18 protein-coding genes are annotated in these 22,133 nt (G+C 55.1%); 9 read left to right on the forward strand and 9 right to left on the reverse strand.

Annotated features, from left to right (window positions below; all coding sequences use genetic code 11):
* Nucleotide 1 precedes the first annotated feature (1 nt).
* Entirely contained in the window at nucleotides 2-3,781 is a 3,780-nt protein-coding gene (gene tamB / locus OGV79_RS21130; protein WP_286468901.1) for an autotransporter assembly complex protein TamB, read from the reverse strand.
* Nucleotides 3,778-5,511 carry an autotransporter assembly complex protein TamA gene (gene tamA, locus OGV79_RS21135; RefSeq protein ID WP_012134388.1) on the reverse strand — a complete coding sequence of 578 codons (1,734 nt, stop codon included), beginning with the start codon at nucleotides 5,509-5,511 and terminating at the stop codon, nucleotides 3,778-3,780. Before tamA ends, tamB begins: the two co-directional genes overlap by 4 nt.
* Before the next feature lie 213 nt (nucleotides 5,512-5,724).
* Here tamA and msrA point away from each other — a divergent pair, with 213 nt between their 5' ends.
* Nucleotides 5,725-6,363 carry a peptide-methionine (S)-S-oxide reductase MsrA gene (gene msrA, locus OGV79_RS21140; RefSeq protein WP_024130782.1) on the forward strand — a complete coding sequence of 213 codons (639 nt, stop codon included), beginning with the start codon at nucleotides 5,725-5,727 and terminating at the stop codon, nucleotides 6,361-6,363.
* 151 nt (nucleotides 6,364-6,514) lie between these two features.
* Complete coding sequence (paeA, locus tag OGV79_RS21145) at nucleotides 6,515-7,858, forward strand: polyamine export protein PaeA (protein WP_012134390.1); 1,344 nt, start codon at nucleotides 6,515-6,517, stop codon at nucleotides 7,856-7,858.
* An 81-nt stretch (nucleotides 7,859-7,939) separates the two neighbouring features.
* Here paeA and OGV79_RS21150 read toward each other — a convergent pair whose 3' ends face one another.
* The gene (locus OGV79_RS21150; RefSeq protein ID WP_004857160.1) at nucleotides 7,940-8,146 is read right to left on the reverse strand and encodes a DUF1107 domain-containing protein; all 207 of its coding nucleotides are present in this window, start codon (nucleotides 8,144-8,146) and stop codon (nucleotides 7,940-7,942) included.
* 325 nt (nucleotides 8,147-8,471) lie between these two features.
* Between OGV79_RS21150 and OGV79_RS21155 the strand changes: the two genes are divergently transcribed.
* Nucleotides 8,472-9,029 (forward strand): YtfJ family protein, encoded by a 558-nt coding sequence (locus OGV79_RS21155; RefSeq protein ID WP_275166077.1) that lies wholly within the window; start codon nucleotides 8,472-8,474, stop codon nucleotides 9,027-9,029.
* Here the strand turns inward: OGV79_RS21155 and cysQ are convergent.
* Nucleotides 9,026-9,766 (reverse strand): 3'(2'),5'-bisphosphate nucleotidase CysQ, encoded by a 741-nt coding sequence (gene cysQ, locus OGV79_RS21160; protein ID WP_047459424.1) that lies wholly within the window; start codon nucleotides 9,764-9,766, stop codon nucleotides 9,026-9,028. The two genes, OGV79_RS21155 and cysQ, sit on opposite strands and share 4 nt — an antisense overlap.
* A gap of 190 nt (nucleotides 9,767-9,956) precedes the next feature.
* On the opposite strand from cysQ, the gene OGV79_RS21165 reads away from it, so the two are divergent.
* A complete protein-coding gene (locus OGV79_RS21165) occupies nucleotides 9,957-11,900 on the forward strand; it encodes a bifunctional 2',3'-cyclic-nucleotide 2'-phosphodiesterase/3'-nucleotidase (protein WP_286468902.1) in 1,944 nt (647 codons plus the stop codon).
* 88 nt (nucleotides 11,901-11,988) lie between these two features.
* On the opposite strand, the gene OGV79_RS21170 is transcribed toward OGV79_RS21165, so the two are convergent.
* Entirely contained in the window at nucleotides 11,989-12,369 is a 381-nt protein-coding gene (locus OGV79_RS21170; protein ID WP_012134394.1) for a winged helix-turn-helix transcriptional regulator, read from the reverse strand.
* A gap of 89 nt (nucleotides 12,370-12,458) precedes the next feature.
* Between OGV79_RS21170 and OGV79_RS21175 the strand changes: the two genes are divergently transcribed.
* The 3 genes from OGV79_RS21175 (at nucleotide 12,459) to OGV79_RS21185 (ending at nucleotide 15,255) form a co-directional block, all read left to right on the forward strand.
* A complete protein-coding gene (locus OGV79_RS21175; RefSeq protein WP_024130785.1) occupies nucleotides 12,459-13,307 on the forward strand; it encodes an SDR family oxidoreductase in 849 nt (282 codons plus the stop codon).
* An 81-nt stretch (nucleotides 13,308-13,388) separates the two neighbouring features.
* On the forward strand, nucleotides 13,389-14,213 hold the full coding sequence (locus tag OGV79_RS21180; protein WP_047459432.1) for an AraC family transcriptional regulator: 825 nt from the start codon (nucleotides 13,389-13,391) through the stop codon (nucleotides 14,211-14,213).
* Between the two features lie 76 nt (nucleotides 14,214-14,289).
* The gene (locus tag OGV79_RS21185; RefSeq protein ID WP_286468903.1) at nucleotides 14,290-15,255 is read left to right on the forward strand and encodes a DMT family transporter; all 966 of its coding nucleotides are present in this window, start codon (nucleotides 14,290-14,292) and stop codon (nucleotides 15,253-15,255) included.
* A gap of 63 nt (nucleotides 15,256-15,318) precedes the next feature.
* Here the strand turns inward: OGV79_RS21185 and OGV79_RS21190 are convergent, their stop codons facing one another.
* Nucleotides 15,319-16,872 (reverse strand): methyl-accepting chemotaxis protein, encoded by a 1,554-nt coding sequence (locus OGV79_RS21190; RefSeq protein WP_071257350.1) that lies wholly within the window; start codon nucleotides 16,870-16,872, stop codon nucleotides 15,319-15,321.
* A gap of 245 nt (nucleotides 16,873-17,117) precedes the next feature.
* On the opposite strand from OGV79_RS21190, the gene ytfE reads away from it, so the two are divergent.
* The gene (ytfE, locus tag OGV79_RS21195; RefSeq protein ID WP_012134400.1) at nucleotides 17,118-17,780 is read left to right on the forward strand and encodes an iron-sulfur cluster repair protein YtfE; all 663 of its coding nucleotides are present in this window, start codon (nucleotides 17,118-17,120) and stop codon (nucleotides 17,778-17,780) included.
* A gap of 79 nt (nucleotides 17,781-17,859) precedes the next feature.
* On the opposite strand, the gene cycA is transcribed toward ytfE, so the two are convergent.
* Together cycA and bamJ are read right to left on the reverse strand one after the other, a co-directional pair.
* The gene (gene cycA / locus OGV79_RS21200) at nucleotides 17,860-19,269 is read right to left on the reverse strand and encodes a D-serine/D-alanine/glycine transporter (RefSeq protein WP_012134401.1); all 1,410 of its coding nucleotides are present in this window, start codon (nucleotides 19,267-19,269) and stop codon (nucleotides 17,860-17,862) included.
* A 309-nt stretch (nucleotides 19,270-19,578) separates the two neighbouring features.
* Nucleotides 19,579-20,199 carry a BamJ family beta-barrel-assembly machinery protein gene (bamJ, locus tag OGV79_RS21205; protein WP_024130787.1) on the reverse strand — a complete coding sequence of 207 codons (621 nt, stop codon included), beginning with the start codon at nucleotides 20,197-20,199 and terminating at the stop codon, nucleotides 19,579-19,581.
* 219 nt (nucleotides 20,200-20,418) lie between these two features.
* On the opposite strand from bamJ, the gene OGV79_RS21210 reads away from it, so the two are divergent.
* Entirely contained in the window at nucleotides 20,419-21,069 is a 651-nt protein-coding gene (locus tag OGV79_RS21210) for an OapA family protein (RefSeq protein WP_012134403.1), read from the forward strand.
* Between the two features lie 88 nt (nucleotides 21,070-21,157).
* On the opposite strand, the gene OGV79_RS21215 is transcribed toward OGV79_RS21210, so the two are convergent.
* Nucleotides 21,158-22,087, reverse strand: a complete 930-nt coding sequence (locus OGV79_RS21215) for a DMT family transporter (RefSeq protein ID WP_012134404.1) — start codon at nucleotides 22,085-22,087, stop codon at nucleotides 21,158-21,160.
* Nucleotides 22,088-22,133 lie beyond the last annotated feature (46 nt).

The raw sequence follows: 22,133 nt of genomic DNA on the forward strand, positions 1-22,133 counted from the left end.
GCTAAAACTCGAACTGATAGAGCAAATCAAGTGCCTGATCTACGCCAGACACTGCTTCCAGATATAGCTTAGGCATCAGGCGATAACGTAACGTGAGCGTCGCCAAAGAGTCAAATATACCCACACCATATTTCACTTGCAGACCTGGCAGCACATATCCGCTGACCACAACCTGGGATGAGTCGCCCACCCCTTGCGTGTCCAGCGCCAGATTGCTTACGCCAAATGTCTCCCCGATTTTACCCACAACCTGACCACTTTGTGCAACCCCCAGACCAACAAGCATTGAGGTCATCGCCGCACTGTCGCTCTGATCGCTCTCCAGCCCCTGGCCGCGCAGCAGGTAAGACAGCGCCTCCTGCTGGGACATCGCCGGGTCAGAGAAGATTTCCGCTTTCGGCTCATCTGCGGTGCCAGTCACGCGCACCCCGGCAATGACGTCGTTCTCCGTCGATTCAGGATTACGAATCGCCTCGATGTTGAGCAGCGGCTGATCCGGCGGGCCAGAGAACAGCAGTTCCCCCTTACGCACGATCAGATCCTGACCATACGCATGGAAGCGCCCGTCAGGAATATTGATCTGCCCGTTAAGCCCCAGCCCCTGTTTATCCTGCGCAACTTTCAGGTCGCCGGTCAGACGCGCTTTCAGGCCAAAGGCATCCATGCGGACGTTGTTCCCTACGTGGATAATCAGGTTGCTGTTGATCGGAATCGACGCGCTCTGCGGATTTTCAGGCTGTAGATCGTTATTGAGCATGACTTCATCACTGGAGACGCCTACCGCGCTTTCCGGCAGTTCATGCACCACGATACGCGCCCACGGCACATCCACGCGTCCATCCAGCGTGAACAGGCTCGGCGTCGCCTCAAAGACCACATCCGGGGAAACATCCAGCCGCACCATCGGCGGCACGGTGATACGCACGCGGCTGCCTTTCGCCGCCACGCGGGCGCGCCAGTTATCTATCTGGCTCCAGTCAGCGTCGCCGCTCAGATTAATTTGCCCCTGCTGCGTGCGCACCACGCCTTGCAGAGTTGAGCGCGTACCGTTGAAATTCATCGCCAGTTGGCTTGGCTGCATATCAAACGGCATAAAGTTGCCATCCACATCCAGGCCGCTCAGCTGTAGCTGACCAAACATCTGTGGGCTTTGCACGTCGCCCCCCAGACGCAGGTTTGCGTTCAACATGCCCGCCGCTTTTTCGCCGCGCGAGAAGACAGGGTTGATCATCGCCAGGTTGAAGTTGCGGATATTGACGTTACCGCCAATATTACGCCGCCCTTGCGGGTCGGTTATCTGTACCTGCCCGTCGAACTGGCCGTTATTGGTCAGACGGATCATCCAGCCTAACTGCGCCCGGTTATTGTGCAGATCGGCATTCAGGTTCAGCGTGTCGAAAGCCACCGGTAGCGGCGCGTCATTGACCCGTTGCGTTACCTTCACGTTACGACCCGACAGCGTGACCTGCCCTTGCGGCAGCCCCTCTTTGGTGGTGTCCCACGCGACATCCGCTTTTCCGCTAAAGACGCCGCTGGCCTGCGTAGCGTCCGGCATAAACGGCTTCAGCATCGCCAGATCGAAACGGTTGAGATTCACCACCGCCCGTCCTTCTGCCCCGGCATCGATCGTTTGCGGTACGCACAGCTCCGCATTCGGGTTCGTCCAGCAGTGCGGCCCGATGCTGATTTTCTGTTCCTGATTACGGTAATCCAGCGCAATGGCGCGCGTCAGCGACCACGGCCCCACCGGCGTCTGGAAGCGCGTATTGCTGAGCGTCCCTTTCCAGCGCGCTTCTTTACGGTCAAAACTGCCCGCAAGCGCAAGCTGCCCGGAGACCGGCTCGCCCTGAATCCGCAGTTGCAGTTCATGCTGCTTTTCGCTGCCTTTGGCATTCAGGGTGACGAGGTTGATATTGACGTCTGGTTGCGTAATCCGCTCAACGCGAACGTCAAGATTCCCGGCGATCTGGTCGGTGGATTTGATGTCCCCTTCCACACGCACCTGCGCCACCGACAGCTCCTGCCAGCGTAATCCGCGCGCGTTGATATCCGCCAGCAGCTGCGGCGCATCGACCGTACCACGAACCTTCACCAGCCCTTTGGCGGTACCGCCCAGCCCCGGCAGCGCGTTATCCAGATTCGGCGCATCAATTGTGGCGTCGAGATTGAGATCCTTAATGCCCAGCTCGCCTTTCACATCGGCGCTATTGCGTCCCAGCTCCAGATGCAGACCCGGAATGACCCACTGCATGTAGCTGTTACCCTTCAGAGAACCGTTAACATTGACCTTGTTCTGCTTCACGTTACCGGTCAGTTTCAGCTCAGGCACATCCATCTGCCAGCTGCCGCCATAGAGGCTTCCCCGGGTTTTGATCAGGCCGTTGAGCGTAGAAGGCCAGTCCGGGATCTCTTTCGCCGTGTTGATGCCGTCCAGCGTCAGTTCGCCGCGCCAGCTGATCGCCTGCTGCCAGTCGACCAGCGCTTTCAGCTCGGTTTTCCCTTCCAGCGCCGCCACGGTGAGCTTATCGAGATTGATCTGCTGTTCGTTGCCTTTTGCATCCAGGGTAATGGTGGCGGGCGGAATGTCCTGCCCCTTCACCGCCGTGCGCATCGACAACGTGTAGTCGGTCATCTTGCCGGTAAGTTTGAGTTTGATATCGTCGGCCTGGAACTGCTTGTCGCCGGTAAACGGCCAGTAAATCTGGCGGCTTGCCACTTCAACGTTCAGCGGCAACCCGGCCTCGGCGAGGCGCGTCTGGGCGCGCAGATCCATATCCACCGGCCCGGAGAGGTTAACGCCGATCTCCAGCTGTTCACGCAGCGCGCCGCCTACCTTCAGCTTCACCTTTTCGCCTTTCAGCGGATCGATATTCAGCGTGCTGTTGAGGGTGATATCCACCGGCCACGAGTTGGTCAACTGCGCCGTTCCGGTCGCATTGACGGTGCCCTGGTTGGCGTCGATATCCAGCGCATCCAGTTTCATATTGCCGTCGATGCTGCTGACTTTCAGCAGCATGTTGCGCACCGTCAGGTCAGTATCGCCCGTCACGCGCAGCTGTTCGCCCTTAAACTCCTCAATATTAAGGTTGAGCGGCAGATGCACATCGGCCATCTCCGGCAACACGGGCTTTGAGAACAGATCCTTCAGCGTCTCGCCAAGCGGCTTTTCATCCGGTTGGGGATGGTCAATCTTCGGTTCAACCACCTCTTCCTGCGCCACTTCCGCCACTTTTGGCAGCGCGATTAGCAGCCCCTGTAGCGAAGTGGGCTTCAGAGTCAGGGTTTTCTCCTGCCAGTTAAGGCCGGAGGTGAAATCCATCACCGAGACGGTCGTATCATCAATTTTGAGATTGATATTGCTGAGCGCCACGCGCGAAAGCGTGATGGGATACGGCGTGGAAAGATTCAGCGGCCCGCTGTCCTCTTCTTCCTCCACCGGTTCGGAAGGCGGCATTTTTTTGCTGTCGATGGCGACGTTGATGTCCTTCAACGACAGATCGTTAACACACAGGCTGCTGTCCCACAGACAGCCGAGTTTCACCGCCAGGTGGATTTCACCGGCATTCACCGCCACGCCGGGCTGATCGTAACGAATATTTTTCAGCGACAGGTCACGCCAGCCGCCAGTTACCTGACCGATCTCCAGCCCTGGCACCCAGCGGTTCGCCGCGTTAAAGACCAGATGCAGCCCCGTCGTGGTGCCCACCAGGAACGCCACGGTTCCCAGCAGCAGCAGAATAAAAATCAGTACGCCGAGGCTTATTTTCTTCCATAAACTCATAATTCAGGCCCCAGACCGATGTAAAACTGTAAACCGTGTTCGTCTTTGTCACCAACCGGCACGGCAAAATCGAGCTTAATCGGCCCGACCGGAGACTGCCAACGCACGCCAACCCCGGCGCCGGTTTTAAAGTCGCTCTTACGGATATCGCTGACGGCTTCGCCGCTGTCGACGAACATCGCCCCCCACCATTTTCCGGTCACGTTGTACTGGTATTCCAGCGAGCCCGTCACCAGCTTCGACGCCCCTTTCAGGTTGCCATCGCTGTCTTCCGGCGAGATAGATTTGTATTTATAACCGCGAATACTGCGATCGCCACCGGCGAAGAAACGCAAATCCGGCGGCACTTTGTCGAAATCGCCGGTCTCAATCCAGCCCAGGTTGCCGCGCATCACGAAGCGATGGCGATCGTACAGCGAGCGAATCCAGACGTTTTGCGCCTGAAATACCGAGAAATCCACGTCCGAACCCCAGGCGGTGTTTGAGTAATCGATGGAGTAACGCTGGGAATCCCCCCACGTCGGCATCAGTCCGCCGCGCGAACGGGTACGGCTGATCATCACGCCCGGATAGAGCAGCATGGTGGTGTTGGTGACGTTACCCTGCGTAAAGTGATCGAGGCTCCAGCGCAGATTGATGGCGCGCTGCCAGCCGCTGGAAAGGTCCCAGTAACGGGAAACGGCAAGCGTGGAGGAGTCCGCTTCGGTGTCGTTGAGATCGGTGCGCTTAATCCCCCCCTGAACCAGATAGTATTGTTCCAGCGGGTTCTTTAAGAGCGGCATTTTATAGCTGAAATCGACCTGCTGCTCCGGGGCGGAGATACTGGCGCTGGTGGTCAGGCTGTGGCCGTAGGAGTTCATCCACGGTTTTTTCCACGTCGCCTTCACACGCGGCCCGACGTCGGTAGAGTAGCCGACGCCCGTTTCAATGGTGTTTTCAGTACGTGGAGACATGACGCCGTGCAGCGGCAATACTTTGGTTTCGCGCGCTTTATCAAATTCAGGCGCGACGACGACCGAGTTAAACCAGCCGGTGGCCGACAGACGGCGGTTCAGTTCCGCCAGGTCTTTCGACTGGTAGTAATCTCCCTCTTTGAACGGGATCAGGTTTTGCAGATACTCGTCGCGAATCTGCGAACCTTCGAAAGTGACCTGACCAAAGCGATAGCGCTCGCCGCTGTTGTAATCAATGTCCCAGAACGCCTGGTGACGATCGAGCGACACGCCTAACTGGCTTTTATTAAATTCACTGTCGAAATAGCCTTTACGTAGCGCCACGCTGGTTAATGACTTTTTGAAGCCGTCATAGTCGCCATGATTCAGCACGGTTCCGATGGCCGGACGCGTTTTCAGCAAATCCAGATAATCCCTGTCGGTACGCGCGCCGCCGCGTAAAATCACTTCTGTTCCGCCGATGCGAACCGGTTCGCCTGGCGTCACTTTGGCGAGCAAGACCTGACGCCCCTTCTCCGGCGGCGGGCGCAGCTCAAAATCAATGGTCGGCTCGTAGTAGCCCAGCGCTTTTAACCCTTCGCGGATGGCATCATCAACGCGCGCGCGAAAACGCCGGTCCGGCGTCACTTCATCACTTTGAATCGTAGACAACTGCGCACGAACGTTTTTTTCCAGCTCGCCCGATAACCCCTCGACCTGTAAACGGACGTTTGCGGCTACGGCAGAACCGCTTAAGCACAGTAAGCTAACCCAGCATAACTGACGGATATATGGCACGTTTTCTCCTGAATATCCCTTATTCCCACCCCTGGAAGGAAATCACAATGCCGCTCCACGGCTTAACAAAAACCCAACAACCGGGATTGAAAAACAGACGACAACCCAAATATTTCTTATGTTTACTCTAGACGCATTCACTGTAACTATTGTGTGCAAAGACGCGTCTCGTTACAACCTTAACCCCAATTACTGATTTCGGGAGAATGGCCCATGAGTTTATTTGATAAAAAGCATCTTGTTTCACAAGCAGATGCCCTACCTGGACGCAATACCCCGATGCCAGTGGCAACTTTACATGCGGTAAACGGACACTCAATGACAAACGTGCCCGAAGGGATGGAAATTGCCCTCTTCGCCATGGGTTGCTTCTGGGGCGTCGAGCGTTTGTTCTGGCAATTACCCGGCGTTTACAGCACCGCAGCGGGATACACCGGCGGCTATACGCCAAACCCAACCTATCGGGAAGTCTGCTCCGGGCAAACCGGCCACGCCGAAGCGGTACGCGTCGTCTACGATCCGCAGGTTATCAGCTATGAACAATTGTTGCAGGTCTTCTGGGAAAATCACGATCCGGCGCAAGGTATGCAGCAGGGCAACGATCACGGAACGCAGTACCGCTCGGCGATTTATCCGTTAACGCCAGAGCAGAACGCCGCCGCACATGCCAGCCTGGCGCGTTTCCAGAGCGCGATGACTGCGGCAAACGACGATCGCCACATCACCACCGAGATCAACACCGCCACCCCGTTTTACTATGCCGAGGACGATCACCAGCAGTATCTGCACAAGAATCCGTATGGCTATTGCGGCATTGGCGGGATCGGCGTGTGCTTACCGCCGCAAGGTTAATTCAGCGCCTCTGGCGGCTTTACAGTTCCTTACGCTATACTAGCGACTGAAATTACCGGCCCACATCCTTCGGGCCGGTTTTCAATGTGTATATCACACGGATTTATCAACTTCCCCTTCCGAGGATCTGACCTGAACGGTCGGATAAGATATGTTAAACAGTATTTTAATTATACTCTGCCTGATCGCTGTGAGTGCGTTCTTCTCGATATCCGAGATCTCGCTTGCCGCTTCACGAAAGATAAAACTCAAGTTGCTGGCTGATGAAGGCAACATCAATGCGCAACGCATCCTGAAAATGCAGGAAAACCCCGGGACGTTTTTTACCGTGGTGCAAATTGGCCTTAACGCTGTCGCCATTCTGGGCGGTATCGTCGGCGATGCCGCATTCTCTCCGGCCTTTCATTCGTTGTTCTCGAACTATATGTCGCCAGAACTCTCCGAGCAGTTAAGCTTCGTGCTCTCCTTCTCGTTAGTTACCGGTATGTTCATCCTGTTCGCCGATTTAACCCCGAAACGCATCGGTATGATTGCGCCAGAAGCCGTGGCTTTGCGTATCATCAACCCGATGCGCTTCTGCCTGTTCGTCTTCCGCCCCTTAGTGTGGTTCTTCAACGGCCTGGCAAACAGCATTTTCCGCCTGTTTAAAATCCCGATGGTACGTAAAGACGATATCACCTCGGACGATATTTACGCCGTCGTGGAAGCCGGGGCGCTTGCTGGCGTGCTGCGTAAGCAGGAACACGAGCTGATTGAAAACGTGTTTGAGCTGGAATCGCGTACCGTGCCGTCCTCCATGACGTCGCGTGAAAACATCATCTGGTTCGATCTGCATGAAGATGAGCAAAGCCTGAAAAATAAAGTCGCGGAGCATCCGCACTCAAAATTCCTGGTGTGTAATGAAGATATCGACCACATCATCGGCTACGTTGATTCTAAAGATCTGCTCAACCGCGTTCTGGCAAACCAGAGTATGGCGCTTAACAGCGGCGTGCAGATCCGCAACACATTAATCGTGCCGGACACCCTGACCCTCTCTGAAGCGCTGGAAAGCTTTAAGACGGCGGGGGAAGACTTCGCGGTGATCATGAACGAATACGCGCTGGTGGTCGGGATTATCACGCTGAACGACGTGATGACCACGCTGATGGGCGACCTGGTCGGCCAGGGTCTGGAAGAACAAATCGTGGCGCGCGATGAAAACTCCTGGCTGATCGACGGCGGAACGCCGATTGACGACGTCATGCGCGTGCTGGATATCGACGAGTTCCCGCAGTCCGGCAACTACGAGACCATCGGCGGCTTTATGATGTTTATGCTGCGTAAAATCCCGAAACGCACCGACTCGGTGAAGTTCTCGGGTTATAAATTTGAGGTGGTGGATATCGACAACTACCGTATCGATCAGCTACTGGTAACGCGCCTCGACACCAAAACCAGCATCCTGGTCCCTAAGCTGCCGGATAGCAAAGAGAAAGAAGAAGGCCCGGCATAAATGCCTGGCCCTGGAAACATCAACGGCTCCCATTGGGAGCCGTTTTTTTATACTACTTTAAACTACTGCATAGCACTTTGGTTAAGCCATCTCAGTTTGCAGACGCAGAACCTGACGGTTAACTTCGGACATCACAGACAAATGCTGCTTATCCTTCACTTTTGGGATAAGAATCTTGCCCTTATCAAACTCAAAAGCGCCAACGTCCTTGATATATAACCGTCCACGGAACAGGATCTTCACGTACTTCGCCACCTGTAGCGGGTTGTACCGTTGGAAAATTTTCATTGTTATCTCCTGCTGAGCGTTACGCCTTTGCGGTGCCACATTCGGCCCAGCTGTTCTAAGGCGCAAATTTTAATGCCATATGACTATAGACTATCTCTACGATGTTTCCAGTGTGTATAAGTTTATTTACCTTTTCATTACAGTTATTCAGAATTATCTATTCACCGATTCGCTGTCTTCAGTATAAGTCTTCATTTTTCGCAGGATTTGTGCGCCCGTCCGCAAACTGGCATCACGCTTGCGGGAAAAAGCATCATTCGCACATATGATTAAACCTCAGACCCAAGTGGTCGGATCACCTGCAAAAAATAAAGAAGGAAACCCCATGACCTTACGTAAACTGCTGGCGCTGTCGTGCCTGTTACTGCCGATGATGGCCTCCGCGCATAACTTTGAAACCCATCAGCGCGTATCGCCGATTGGGATCGCCGATCGCGGCGAACTGATTCTTGATAACAACAAGTTTAGCTACAAAAGCTGGAATAGCGCGCAGCTCCCCGGGAAAGTTCGGGTGTTGCAGCACATCGCCGGACGAACGTCAGCGAAAGAGAAAAACGCCGCACTGATAGAAGCGATTAAATCTGCGAATCTCCCGCATGACCGCTACCAGACGACCACTATCGTCAACACCGACGACGCGATTCCGGGCACCAGCATGTTTGTGCGCAGCAGCATCGAGAGCAATAAAAAACTCTATCCGTGGTCACAATTTATTGTCGACAGCAATGGCGTGGCGCGTAAGGCATGGCAGCTTGAAGAAGAGAGCTCCGCCATTGTGGTGCTCGATAAAGACGGGCGTATTCAGTATGCCAAAGACGGCGGGTTAAGCCAGGCAGAGGTGCAGCAGGTGATCGCCCTGCTGCATAAGTTGCTGAATAATTAATAGATAGAGACCCGGAAGCCGGGGTTAAGGAACGATTCACGCGGGGTATAGTCCAGGGGTTTCCCCTGCCAGTTGTGAACGTGCGCCCCGGCCGCAGCGGCAACGGCATGGCCTGCGGCAGTGTCCCAGACGCAGGTCGGCCCAAAGCGCGGATACAGCTGCGCCTGCCCTTCCGCCACCAGACAAAACTTCAGCGATGAGCCGATGGAGGTCGTCTGATGCTCGCCCAGCTGTTGCAGGTACTCTTGCAACTCGTTGTCGGCATGGGAGCGGCTAATCACCACCAGCGGCGGTCGCGCGTCGCGCACCTGAATCCGTTTACGCACGCCGCACTCTTCTTTCCAGGCTTTTCCTTCCGCAGCGCTGTACATCACTTTCATGACGGGCGCGTAGACCACGCCCAGAACCGGTTTGCCTTTATCAATCAGCGCAATATTGACGGTAAACTCGCCGTTACGTTTGATGAACTCTTTGGTGCCGTCTAACGGGTCAACCAGCCAGTAGCGCTGCCAGTGCTGGCGCACATCCCAGGAGGGCGGATCTTCTTCCGACAAAACCGGGATATCCGGCGTCAGCGCCTGTAACCCTTCCAGTATCACCGCGTGGGCGGCAATATCCGCCGCAGTAACCGGAGAATCATCCTGCTTGTTGGTGATTTCAATCGGTTTGATTCCATCGTAGACCTGCATAATGGCATCGCCCGCATTCCGTGCAAGCTGGCATACATGTTCTAGCATTCTCCACCTCGTTTATGGCAGTGGCGTTTAACTCTTTGTTTTACTTATACCCCATCGTAAATGAATCCGCCATCTGTGATAGCGATTGCGGTTTTAATGGCTGAATTCATGTCATGATTCACAGTTCTGTAAGCAACAAGACTTATATACATTTTCTTTTGTGTTTCAGATCTAAAAAAGGATGCCCCTGATGATTAAGTTTAGCGCAACGCTCCTGGCCACGCTGATCGCCGCCAGCGTGAATGCGGCGACCGTCGATCTTCGGATTATGGAAACCACTGATTTGCATAGCAACATGATGGATTTCGATTATTACAAAGATACAGCGACCGAAAAATTCGGACTGGTACGCACAGCAAGTTTAATTAACGCCGCCAGAAATGAAGTCAAAAATAGCGTGCTGGTCGATAACGGCGATCTTATTCAGGGGAGTCCGCTGGGCGATTACATGGCGGCAAAGGGGCTGAAAGCTGGTGATATTCACCCTGTCTACAAGGCGTTGAATACGCTGGATTATGCGGTCGGCAACCTCGGTAACCATGAATTTAACTACGGTCTGGACTATCTGCATAAGGCGCTGGCGGGCGCGAAATTCCCTTACGTGAATGCCAATATCATCGACGTTAAGACCAAAAAGCCGCTGTTTACGCCTTATCTGATCAAAGAGACTGACGTGATCGATAAAGAGGGCAACACGCAGACGCTGAAAATTGGCTATATCGGTTTTGTCCCTCCGCAGATTATGACCTGGGATAAAGCCAACCTGAGCGGCAAAGTCACCGTCAACGACATTACCGAAACCGCTCGTCAGTATGTGCCGGAGATGCGCGCCAACGGCGCCGACGTTGTGGTGGTGATTGCCCACTCCGGGCTTTCTGCCGATCCGTACCAGACGATGGCGGAAAACTCCGTGTATTACCTGAGCGAAGTCCCCGGCGTTGACGCCATCATGTTCGGCCATGCGCACGCGGTCTTCCCTTCCAAAGATTTTGCCGATATCAACGGCGCGGATATCGCAAAAGGTACGCTTAACGGAGTACCGGCGGTCATGCCGGGTATGTGGGGCGATCATCTGGGCGTGGTGGATCTGGTGCTCAACAACGACAGCGGCAAATGGCAGGTGACCGGTGCGAAAGCCGAAGCGCGGCCCATTTACGATGCCGCCGCGAAAAAATCGCTGGCCGCAGAAGATAAAAAACTGGTGGGAATCCTGAAAGCCGACCACGATGCCACCCGCGAGTTCGTTAGCAAACCGATCGGTAAGTCCGCCGATAACATGTACAGCTACCTGGCGCTGGTGCAGGACGATCCTACCGTGCAGGTGGTGAACAACGCGCAGAAAGCGTATGTCGAACACTTTATTCAGGGCGACCCGGATCTGGCGAAACTGCCGGTACTCTCTGCCGCTGCGCCGTTTAAAGTCGGTGGACGTAAAAACGATCCTGCCAGCTTTGTTGAAGTGGAAAAAGGTCAGCTTACCTTCCGCAACGCCGCCGATCTTTACCTCTATCCGAATACGCTGGTCGTCGTAAAAGCCAGCGGCAAAGAGGTGAAAGAGTGGCTGGAATGTTCCGCCGGGCAGTTCAATCAGATTGATGTCCACAGCAGTAAACCGCAGTCATTGATCAACTGGGACGGTTTTCGCACCTATAACTTTGATGTGATTGACGGCGTGGAGTATCAGATTGATGTGTCGCAGCCTGCACGTTACGACGGCGAATGCCAGACGGTGAATCCGCAAGCGGAACGTATTAAAAATCTGACCTTCAACGGCAAGCCTGTCGATCCGAACGCTATGTTCCTGGTCGCGACCAATAACTATCGCGCCTACGGCGGCAAATTTGCCGGTACGGGCGACAGCCACATCGCTTTTGCATCACCGGATGAGAACCGCTCCGTACTGGCGGCGTGGATTGGCGCGGAGTCGAAGCGTGCGGGGGAAATCCATCCGGCGGCGGACAACAACTGGCGTCTGGCGCCAGTTCACAGCGACACGAAACTGGATATCCGCTTCGAAACCTCGCCGTCCGATAAGGCTGCCGCATTTATCAAAGAGAAGGGACAATATCCGATGAATAAAGTCGCTACCGATGATATCGGCTTTGCGATTTATCAGCTGGATTTGAGTAAGTAAAACCACGCCGGATGGCAGCTTCGCCTTATCCGGCCTACGCGATCGACACGCCGTAGGCCGGATAAGCGCAGCGCCATCCGGCAAGCCGTTATGCCGCTCGCTCTTTCCGCTGTGCCAGCACCTGCGGCAAATTGAGTTCGATCCAGTCTGCCAGCGCGGCGACTTTCTCACTCACCTGTTCACCCAGCGTCGTCAGACTGTACTCCACATGCGGCGGCACCACCGGGTACGACACCCGATGGATAAATCCATCCTGCTCCAGCGCCTGCAATGACTGCGCCAGCATTTTTTCACTCACGCCGCCCATCTTGCGGCGTAAATCGCTGAAGCGGTGCGTTCCATCACGCAGCGCCACGAGAATTAATACGCCCCAGCGGCTGGTGACATGCTTTAACACCTCGCGAGAAGGACACTGCTCGGCAAACAAATTGCCATCGCGAAGCTGCTGAGAAAGCGTCGGGTTCGTCATCTTTACACTTACCTTTTTGTGCGTACTTACTAAAAGTAAGTTTAAGTGCTAGCTTAATGAAACACAAGACGAACACAGGGAGATCCCCCATGATTGCAATTACCGGCGCGACCGGCCAACTGGGCCAACACGTTATCGATACCTTACTGAAAACCGTTCCTGCCAGCCAGATTGCGGCGATTGTCCGTAACCCCGCGAAAGCTGACGCGCTAACCCGACTGGGCGTTACCGTACGCCAGGCAGACTACAGCGACGAAGCCGCGTTCACGGCAGCGTTGCAGGGCATCGACAGATTGCTACTGATCTCATCAAGCGAAGTCGGGCAACGTGCCGCTCAGCACCGCAACGTGATTAACGCGGCAATAGCCGCAAACGTGAAATTCATTGCCTATACCAGCCTGCTGCACGCAGACCGTTCCCCGCTGGGCCTGCATGTTGAACATGTGGAAACCGAAAAAATGCTGGCGGATTCAGGCATTCCTTACGCCCTGCTGCGCAACGGCTGGTACACCGAAAATTACCTGGCGAGCGCGCCAGCGGCCCTGGAGCACGGCGTCTTTATCGGCGCGGCCGGAGAAGGCAAAATCGCCTCCGCAACCCGTGCCGATTACGCTGCCGCAGCCGCTCGCGTCATCAGCGAAGAAGGCCATGCCGGTAAAGTGTATGAACTGGCAGGCGACGAAGGCTGGACGCTGAGCCAGTTAGCCGCCGAGCTGGCAAAACAGAGCGGGAAAAAGGTCGTCTATCAGAACCTGAGTGAAGCCGATTTCGCCGCCGCGCTGAAAGGCGTGGGCCTGCCAGCGGGTCTGGCGGATATGCTGGCTGATTCTGACGCGGGCGCCGCAAAAGGCGGCCTGTTTGACGACAGCCATACTCTGAGCGCACTGATCGGTCGCCCGACAACCTCGCTGGCGGAAAGCGTCAAAAGCATCCTGTAAGTGTTAAAAACAGGTTAATTGTTGTGGCATCCCTGCTGGCCATCTCTGATAATGAACAGATGGCTTTCAGGGAGAGACAACGTGCAAGGCGTACCCGAACAGTTTAGCGATGAGAAAGACAGCGCCCGCTTTCGCCATCTGGCGCAGGTGCCGGGAGTTGAGCTGTATCATGCGCATATCTCGCGTTACGCTTTCGAGCCTCATACCCACGAAGCCTTCGGTATCGGCGCGATTGAAGCCGGCGCCGAACGCTTTCGCTATCGCGGCACGCAGTACGTTGCTCCCGTTCACTCCGTTGTCACCATGAATCCCGATGAGCTGCATACCGGCGAAGCGGAAACCGCCGACGGCTGGCGCTATCGGATGATTTATCTCGATCCCGATCTGCTGGAAGAGGTGACCGGGGTTCGTCACTGGTGGTTTCATGAGGTCACGCGCCACGATCCGCTGCGCTCACGCCAGATCTGCACGCTGATCCACGGCCTGTGGCATACCGACGATCCGCTGGCGCAAAAAGGGCTGCTGCTCGATCTGATCGACACCTTCCAGCCGCTGGCGCGCCATGCGCCGGAAGTGCGGGAAGGCGGGCATCGCTTTGAGCGCGTGCGGGACTATCTGCACGACAACTACATGCATCCGGTCACGCTTGACGAACTGGCGCGGGTCGCCTCATTAAGCCCCTGGCATTTTCAGCGTCAGTTCAAGGCCCATTTCCACGTTACGCCGCACCAAATGCTGATGGCGATCCGTCTGTGGCGGGCAAAGGCGTTTCTCACGCTCGGGATGCCCGCAGCGGATGTGGCGGCCGCCACCGGGCTAACCGATCAATCTCATCTCACGCGCGCCTTTACCCATCGCTACGGCATTACGCCAGTGCGTTATCAAAAACAGGTTTATCCGCGCTAATGCGCAATCTCATACAATACTGGCGTATTTCTCCTGCCTACACTTTTCGCAACGTGAAACGATGTGGATATCAACGATGATTAGCGGCGTGTTGTATGCCCTGCTGGCAGGGTTAATGTGGGGACTGATTTTTGTCGGACCGTTGATCGTACCGGAGTATCCGGCGGCATTGCAGTCGATGGGGCGCTATCTGGCGCTGGGGTTAATTGCTGTGCCCCTGGCGTGGCTGGGGCGTGCGCGCCTGCGCCAGTTGACGCGCAAAGACTGGATAACCGCACTCGCGCTGACGATGATGGGCAATCTGATCTATTACGTCTGCCTGGCGAGCGCCATCCAGCGCACGGGAGCCCCTGTTTCTACCATGATCATCGGCACGTTGCCGGTGGTGATCCCAGTGTTTGCCAACCTGCTCTACAGCCAGCGAGATGGTAAGTTATCCTGGCGGCGTCTGGCGCCTGCGCTGGCGCTCATCGGCGTTGGCCTGCTGTGCGTCAATATTGCGGAGCTGAATCAGGGGCTGCCGGAGTTTAGCGGCTGGCGCTACGGTTCAGGTATCGCGCTGGCGCTGGTTTCCGTTGTGTGCTGGGCATGGTACGCGTTGCGTAATGCCCGCTGGCTGCGGGAAAACCCGGATAAACATCCGATGATGTGGGCAACAGCACAGGCGCTAGTGACGCTTCCCGTTTCGCTGTTGGGTTATGTCGCGGCCTGCATCTGGTTGGGTAAGCAGATGCCCGACTTTCCTCTCCCCTTTGGCCCCCGGCCGGATGTCTTTGTCGCCTTGATGGTCGCCATTGCCGTGCTCTGTTCATGGGTGGGGGCGCTATGCTGGAACGTCGCCAGTCAGAAGCTGCCGACGGTGATTCTGGGGCCCTTGATCGTGTTCGAAACGCTGGCTGGCCTGTTGTACACCTTTATACTGCGCCAGGAATTTCCACCGCTGCTGACGGTAAGCGGCATTGCGCTGCTGATTGTTGGGGTGGTGATAGCCGTCAGAGCCAGGCCGCAGAAACCCGGCGTCGTCGTGGTTTCACAGTCATAATGTGCCGGATGGCGCTGCGCTAATCCGGCCTACAAGATATTATCCTGTAGGCCGGAGCAGAGGTTAAACTTTAAACACCGCTACCGTCTGGGTCAGACGTGCCGCCTGCTCTTCAAGCGCTACGGCGGCAGTCGCCGACTCTTCCACCAGCGCGGCGTTCTGCTGCGTCACGCGATCCATCTCCGCCACCGCCAGGCCAACCTGGTCAATGCCGCGACTTTGTTCATCAGATGCAGAGGCAATCTCCCCCATGATGTCGGTCACACGGGTTACCGCACTGACAATTTCCGCCATCGTTTCCCCCGCTTCATGCACCAGCGCGGAACCCGCGCTGACCCGATTACCGGAGTCATCAATCAGCGTTTTGATCTCTTTCGCCGCCTGCGCGCTACGCTGCGCCAGCGTGCGCACCTCGCCAGCGACCACCGCAAAGCCACGGCCCTGTTCGCCCGCGCGAGCGGCTTCCACCGCCGCGTTCAGCGCCAGGATATTGGTCTGGAATGCGATACCGTCGATAACGCTGGTGATCTGCGCGATTTTGCTGGAGCTGGTGGCAATTTCATCCATCGTGCGCACAACGCCGTCCACTACGTTGCCGCCCTTCTGCGCCGTCTCAGAGGCATTTTTTGCCAGGCTGGACGCCTGACGTGCGTTGTCGGCGTTCTGTCTCACGGTTGCGGTGAGTTGTTCCATACTGGCGGCAGTCTCTTCCAGCGATGCGGCCTGCTGTTCAGTACGCGAAGAGAGATCGCTACTGCCTGTCGCAATTTCACCCGCACCGGTATAGATCGTGTCAGCGCCTTCACGTACCACGCTGACCGTGTTCGCCAGCGCCTGCTGCATCTCATGTACGTTATGCGCCAGCAGCGCCATTTCATTACTGCCTTCGGTATGGATATTGCGCGTCAGGTCGCCTGCCGCAATATGGCGGATATGTTCCATAACATCATGTAACGGTTTAAGTAAGACACGCTGCATTGCCAGCCAGCTAATCACGATCACCGCGACAACCGCCAGCATAACGGCCGCCAGAATCCACAGAATGCGCTGGTAGTCCTGTTCATTTTGTTGAATGCCCGCGTTCGTCAGTTCGGCCTGCGCGGCACGCCATTCCAGGTACACGTCCTGCATCGCCGTCTGTTTTTGTTCCGCATTCTGTTTGAACATCTCTTCCAGTTGTCCTGCGGCAAGGAAGGTATTCATTTTCGCCAGCGTCGCGGAGTAGATGCCGTACTGCTCTTCCAGACGGTCGGCCAGGTGTTCATCCAGCCCCGGCGTTTCTGGCAGCGCGTAGTATTTATCGTAATGACGCTGCGCATCAGCCAGCAGAGCATTCGCCGTCTTCACCAGTTCATTTAGCTGACCGCCGTTGATCTCATTGGCCATGCTGCTTTGCAGGCGCAACATGCCGCGGTTAAGCGTGACGCGCGCCTGGTTCAGGCTGATCCAGGCATCGGTAAACTCCGCGACGTTCTGGCTGGAACGCTGCGATACGGTAAAATTCTGCTTATCGTTATTGAGCGCGCTGATAAAAACGCCCGCCGAAATAAGCTGCATCGCGCCGAGGGTGAGTAACACGATAATCAGTAAGGTTATAACTTTGATTCGTTTGAACATTTGTTGCCTTTTACTATGCAGGTATTGTCAGAGGTCTAACTATCGGCAGTGCCGCCGGCATATTTAATTTTGCCCGGCGACTTGCCGCGCGTATTCCTGCCCTTTTCAATAAGATTCAGCACGTTAAGGCACAAACATTTTTTTGTGATGGTCATCACATTTTATTCTGACCCGAAAGGGTTATATCTTCGGCTTAAAGATGTATTTAAAATACATCTTATATTATTGAGAATGAGGTAACGGCTATGTCTTTTCGCGATCAACCTTTAGGTGAACTGGCGCTCTCTATTCCTCGCGCCTCGGCGCTGTTTCGTAAGTACGATATGGATTACTGCTGCGGTGGTAAGCAGACGCTCGCGCGCGCTGCTGCACGTAAAGAGCTGGATGTAGAAGCCATTGAAGCAGAACTGGCACAGTTGGCTGAACAACCGATTGAGAAGGACTGGCGTACCGCGCCGTTGGCCGAAATTATCGACCACATTATCGTGCGCTACCACGACAGACACCGCGAGCAACTGCCGGAGCTGATCCTGCAAGCCACCAAAGTGGAACGCGTTCACGCAGACAAACCCAGCGTACCGAAAGGTCTGGCGAAATACCTGACTATGCTGCATCAGGAACTTTCCAGCCACATGATGAAAGAGGAGCAGATCCTGTTCCCGATGATCAAACAAGGCATGGGAAGCCAGGCAATGGGCCCGATTAGCGTCATGGAAAGCGAACACGATGACGCTGGCGAATTGCTGGAAGTGATCAAACACACCACCAACAACGTCACGCCGCCGCCAGAAGCCTGCACCACCTGGAAAGCGATGTACAACGGCATTAATGAAATGATTGACGATCTGATGGAACACATCAGTCTGGAAAACAACGTCTTGTTCCCGCGCGCACTGGCCGGGGAATAATGTGTTGCCGGATGGCGCTAACGCTTATCCGGCCTACAATCCGTAGGCCCGGTAAGCTTTACGCCACCGGGCATCAAGATTAACGCACTCCTGCCATACGTTTCTTACCGATAAACAGCCAGCCCAGCCCCAGCGCAATAAACCACAGCGGCGTGACGATCAGCGCCTGACGGGTATCATCTTCCAGCGTCAGCAGTACCAGCACAAAGACAAAGAACGCCATACACACCCAGCACATCAGCTTACCAAGCGGCATCTTATAGATGGACTTCTCATGCAAGTGCGGACGCTGCTTACGGTACACCAGGTACGAGCAGAGAATGATGGTCCAGACAAACATGAACAGAATAGCCGACACCGTCGTGATCATGGTGAACGCGCCAATCACGCTCGGATTGATGTACAGCATCACCACGCCGCCCAGCAGACAGATACAGGAGAAGGTCAGCCCTTTCGCCGGTACCGCGCGCTTAGACAATTTAGCGAACGCTTTCGGCGCCACACCCTCTTGCGCCAGACCAAACAGCATACGGCTGGTAGAGAACACGCCGCTGTTGGCGGAAGAGGCCGCAGACGTCAGCACCACGAAGTTAATCAGGCTGGCGGCGGCCGGCAGTCCTACCAGTACAAACAGCTCAACAAACGGGCTCTTGGTTGGTACTACCGAGCTCCACGGCGTGACCGACATAATGATGATCAGCGCAAAAACGTAGAACATGATGATACGAATCGGGATTGAGTTAATCGCGCGCGGCAGGGATTTCTCCGGGTCTTTGGTCTCTGCGGCGGTGGTGCCCACCAGTTCAATCCCCACGAACGCGAATACCGCTATCTGGAAGCCCGCAAAGAAGCCGCTGATCCCTTTCGGGAACCAGCCGCCATCATTCCACAGATGAGTAAACGACGCTTCAACCCCGGTCGGTGATTTGAAGTGCATCATAACCATCACCAGACCGACGACGATCAGCGCCACGATAGCGACAATCTTGATCATCGCGAACCAGAACTCCATCTCGCCGAACATTTTCACGGTCGCAAGGTTAAGGCTCAGCAGCAGAACAACGACCGCCAGCGAGGCGACCCAGTCGGAAAGGCCGGGGAACCAAAACTGCGCATAGGCGGTAATCGCAACGACGTCCGCCATCCCGGTGACCACCCAGCAGAACCAGTAAGTCCAGCCGGTGAAATATCCTGCCCACGGCCCGAGCAGGTCGGAAGCGAAATCACTGAAGGATTTATATTCCAGATTCGAGAGCAGCAATTCACCCATTGCCCGCATGACGAAAAAGAGCATAAAACCGATGATCATATAAACGAAAATGATCGACGGCCCGGCGAGGCTGATCGTTTTACCGGAGCCCATAAATAAGCCGGTGCCGATGGCGCCGCCAATCGCAATAAGCTGAATATGACGGTTTGTGAGATTGCGCCGTAGCGACTGTTCAGCCGGTGCCTGTTCGTCGGCAACGACTTTTACCTGATCTACCATGTTTTTTCTTCCTGTACCTGTCTGTGTTGTGCAGGCTCTGCGGCCTTTAGTGCGTCATATGATACGACGATCCTGTTATCAGAACTCATCGATATTAGGTAAGAATCGGCGGGATGAATACTAAGATTTAGATATAATGTTAATTATATGTTTAAAGTGAGTGTCATATCACTCTGGCAACGCGAATTAGCTCACAAAAATACACGCAATAGCTACATTTGCAAGATAAAATATCGACATCTGGCTAACTTACGGTTTTCTTGCATATTTTCTGTTCCCCCCAACAAAGAGGGGAACAGAAGTCACTGCTTACAGGATTTCCAGCAGTTCTACGTCAAACACCAGAGTGCTGAACGGAGGAATGGACGCGCCCGCGCCACGCTCGCCGTAGGCTAGTTCCTGAGGGATAGTCAGTTCCCATTTGGAACCAACCGGCATCAGGGTCAGCGCTTCAATCCAGCCTGGGATCACGCCGTTCACCGGGAATTCAGCCGGTTCACCGCGCGCAACGGAGCTGTCAAATACGGTGCCGTCGATCAGTTTGCCGGTGTAGTGTACGCGTACACGGTCAGTACGCGCCGGAATCGCGCCTTCACCCTGGGTGATCACGCGGAATTGCAGACCGGATTCGGTGCTGTTCACACCCTCTTTCTCACGGTTTTCTTCCAGATATTTGACGCCATCTGCCGCCATTGCCTGGAAACGTTCGCGACGTACGGCATCCGCACGTTCGTGAATTTCACGCAGCGCGCGATGCACCACATCAACAGGCACTGCCGGGTGTTTGCCTTCCAGCGCATCAGCGATACCTGCCACCAGCGCTTCAGGCAACAGACCTTCCAGACCGGATTCGCTCAGCTGCTGCCCTACCTGTAAACCAATGCCGTAGCTTGCTTGCGCTTCGATAGTGTCAAAAGTCGGGGTTGCCATCATATTTCCTTTCATCGGAGGTAAAGTAGCGGGCAGCATAACAGCCACGTCTCTTCCGGTAAAACTTTGTCTCGGGAAGAGATGACAAATCGCGGGGAAAAAGAAACAATAAGAATAACCCATGCTGATGTCACGAAAGCGGGTATAACTACGAACATCATAGCGTTAGGCATCTATACTCTATGATTGAGGAACGAGACGCGGAGCAGGAGGAAAGCCATGCCCGGGCGCTTTGAACTAAAACCAACCCTGGCGAAAATCTGGCATGCACCGGACAATTTTCGCATCATGGACCCGCTGCCGCCTATGCATCGCCGTGGCATTATTATTGCCGCTATCGTGCTGGTGGTCGGTTTTCTGCTTCCCTCGAATGATACCCGCGATACGCCCGTCGTCACGCGTAATGTCCAGACAGATATCCAGTCACAGTCGCAACCGCCGACGGAAGCCGAACTTCAGGCACAACTGGTCGCCCCGCAAAACGATCCGGGACAGGTCGCCCCCGTAGCGCCGGAACCCATCCAGGAAGGTCAACCGGAAGAGCCGCCGCAGACGCAGCAATCCCAGCCGCAAACACAGCCTTTCCAGCAGAACGGGGGAATTGACCAGCAGTGGCGCTCCTATCGCGTGGAGTCAGGTAAAACGCTGGCGCAGCTGTTCCGTGACCACGGCCTGCCGCCAACGGACGTTTACGCGATGGCGCAGGTTGAAGGCGCAGGCAAGCCGCTGAGCAATCTGAAAGATGGCCAGATGGTGCAGATCCGCCAGAATGCGAATGGCGTGGTGACAGGATTGACCATCGATACCGGTAATGACCAACAGGTTCTGTTTACCCGTCAGCCAAACGGCAGCTTTATTCGCGCCCGTTAAGCGCGCAAATTGCCGGATGGCGGCATCGCCTTATCCGGCCTACGGCACCCGCGATTGCAGGCCTGATAAGCGGTAGCGCCATCAGGCGTTACCGCTTCACCTTGTTCACCCACCAGATCCCCGAACACACCAGCACCAGCGCAACCGCATATTTCAATTCAAAAATGTTTTCGCCGAGGAAAATCGCCGACAGCACCGCACCAGAAACCGGAATCAGGAAGTTAAACGGCGCAATCATCCCGACGCGGTTGTACTTGAGCAAAATACTCCACAACGCAAAAGCAACAGACGAGAGCAGCGTCAGATAGCCCAGAATCGCCACAGAAGAGAGGCCGTGCACGGAGAGCGAGCCGCCGAAGGCATAGCCGCCAATCACCAGCGCCAGGCCACCGATGCCAAGCTGATAGCCCGTCATCACCGTTGGGTCAACCGTCTGCGAAATACGTTTACCGTAAAGGGTCGCGGCAGAAAGAATAAAAGCAGCCAGCACCACGGAGCCATCACCCAACAGGCTAAAGCTGAAATCCATCAGCCCGCTGTTGAAGTTCACCACCATCACCCCGGCAAAGCCAAGAATACAGCCGAGGGTTTTGTTGTAGCTCAGTTTGTCGTTCTGGTAGATGAAGTGCGCCAGCAGCACGCTAAAAAAAGTGCCTGTGGCATTCATGATCGATCCTTTCACGCCCGTGGTGAACGCCAGACCGATATAGAAAAAGATATATTGCAGCGAGGTTTGCGTCAGCCCCAGCAGGGTCAGTTGACCAAACTGGCGCGGGCTTAAGCGGCCGATCGGTTTACGCTGCGCCATCGCCAGCAACAGCAGCAATAACCCCGCGAACAAGAAACGGTATCCGGCAAAGACAATTTTTGACGGGATATCATCTGTCGCAATCTGAAAGATCTCATACCCGCTTTTTATCGCCGGGTAGGCGCTTCCCCATAACAGACAACAAAATGCCGCCCCCAGATAGACAACGTTTTTACGCGCGAACAGGGGCTGCTGGTGGGTTATCTCCATTCCATCACCACTTTGAAATAATGTTTTATTTTTTATTATCCCGAAA

Source organism: Citrobacter sp. CK185 (assembly GCF_030333565.1).
Taxonomy (GTDB): Bacteria; Pseudomonadota; Gammaproteobacteria; order Enterobacterales; family Enterobacteriaceae; genus Citrobacter_B; species Citrobacter_B koseri.

Excerpts from the sequence above, each read along its gene's own strand:
- tamB (WP_286468901.1), bottom strand. The coding sequence starts at position 3,781 with ATGAGTTTATGGAAGAAAATAAGCCTCGGCGTACTGATTTTTATTCTG.
- msrA (WP_024130782.1), top strand. The coding sequence starts at position 5,725 with ATGAGTTTATTTGATAAAAAGCATCTTGTTTCACAAGCAGATGCCCTA.
- paeA (WP_012134390.1), top strand. The coding sequence starts at position 6,515 with ATGTTAAACAGTATTTTAATTATACTCTGCCTGATCGCTGTGAGTGCG.
- OGV79_RS21150 (WP_004857160.1), bottom strand. The coding sequence starts at position 8,146 with ATGAAAATTTTCCAACGGTACAACCCGCTACAGGTGGCGAAGTACGTG.
- OGV79_RS21155 (WP_275166077.1), top strand. The coding sequence starts at position 8,472 with ATGACCTTACGTAAACTGCTGGCGCTGTCGTGCCTGTTACTGCCGATG.
- cysQ (WP_047459424.1), bottom strand. The coding sequence starts at position 9,766 with ATGCTAGAACATGTATGCCAGCTTGCACGGAATGCGGGCGATGCCATT.
- OGV79_RS21165 (WP_286468902.1), top strand. The coding sequence starts at position 9,957 with ATGATTAAGTTTAGCGCAACGCTCCTGGCCACGCTGATCGCCGCCAGC.
- OGV79_RS21170 (WP_012134394.1), bottom strand. The coding sequence starts at position 12,369 with ATGACGAACCCGACGCTTTCTCAGCAGCTTCGCGATGGCAATTTGTTT.
- OGV79_RS21175 (WP_024130785.1), top strand. The coding sequence starts at position 12,459 with ATGATTGCAATTACCGGCGCGACCGGCCAACTGGGCCAACACGTTATC.
- OGV79_RS21185 (WP_286468903.1), top strand. The coding sequence starts at position 14,290 with ATGATTAGCGGCGTGTTGTATGCCCTGCTGGCAGGGTTAATGTGGGGA.
- OGV79_RS21190 (WP_071257350.1), bottom strand. The coding sequence starts at position 16,872 with ATGTTCAAACGAATCAAAGTTATAACCTTACTGATTATCGTGTTACTC.
- ytfE (WP_012134400.1), top strand. The coding sequence starts at position 17,118 with ATGTCTTTTCGCGATCAACCTTTAGGTGAACTGGCGCTCTCTATTCCT.
- cycA (WP_012134401.1), bottom strand. The coding sequence starts at position 19,269 with ATGGTAGATCAGGTAAAAGTCGTTGCCGACGAACAGGCACCGGCTGAA.
- bamJ (WP_024130787.1), bottom strand. The coding sequence starts at position 20,199 with ATGGCAACCCCGACTTTTGACACTATCGAAGCGCAAGCAAGCTACGGC.
- OGV79_RS21210 (WP_012134403.1), top strand. The coding sequence starts at position 20,419 with ATGCCCGGGCGCTTTGAACTAAAACCAACCCTGGCGAAAATCTGGCAT.
- OGV79_RS21215 (WP_012134404.1), bottom strand. The coding sequence starts at position 22,087 with ATGGAGATAACCCACCAGCAGCCCCTGTTCGCGCGTAAAAACGTTGTC.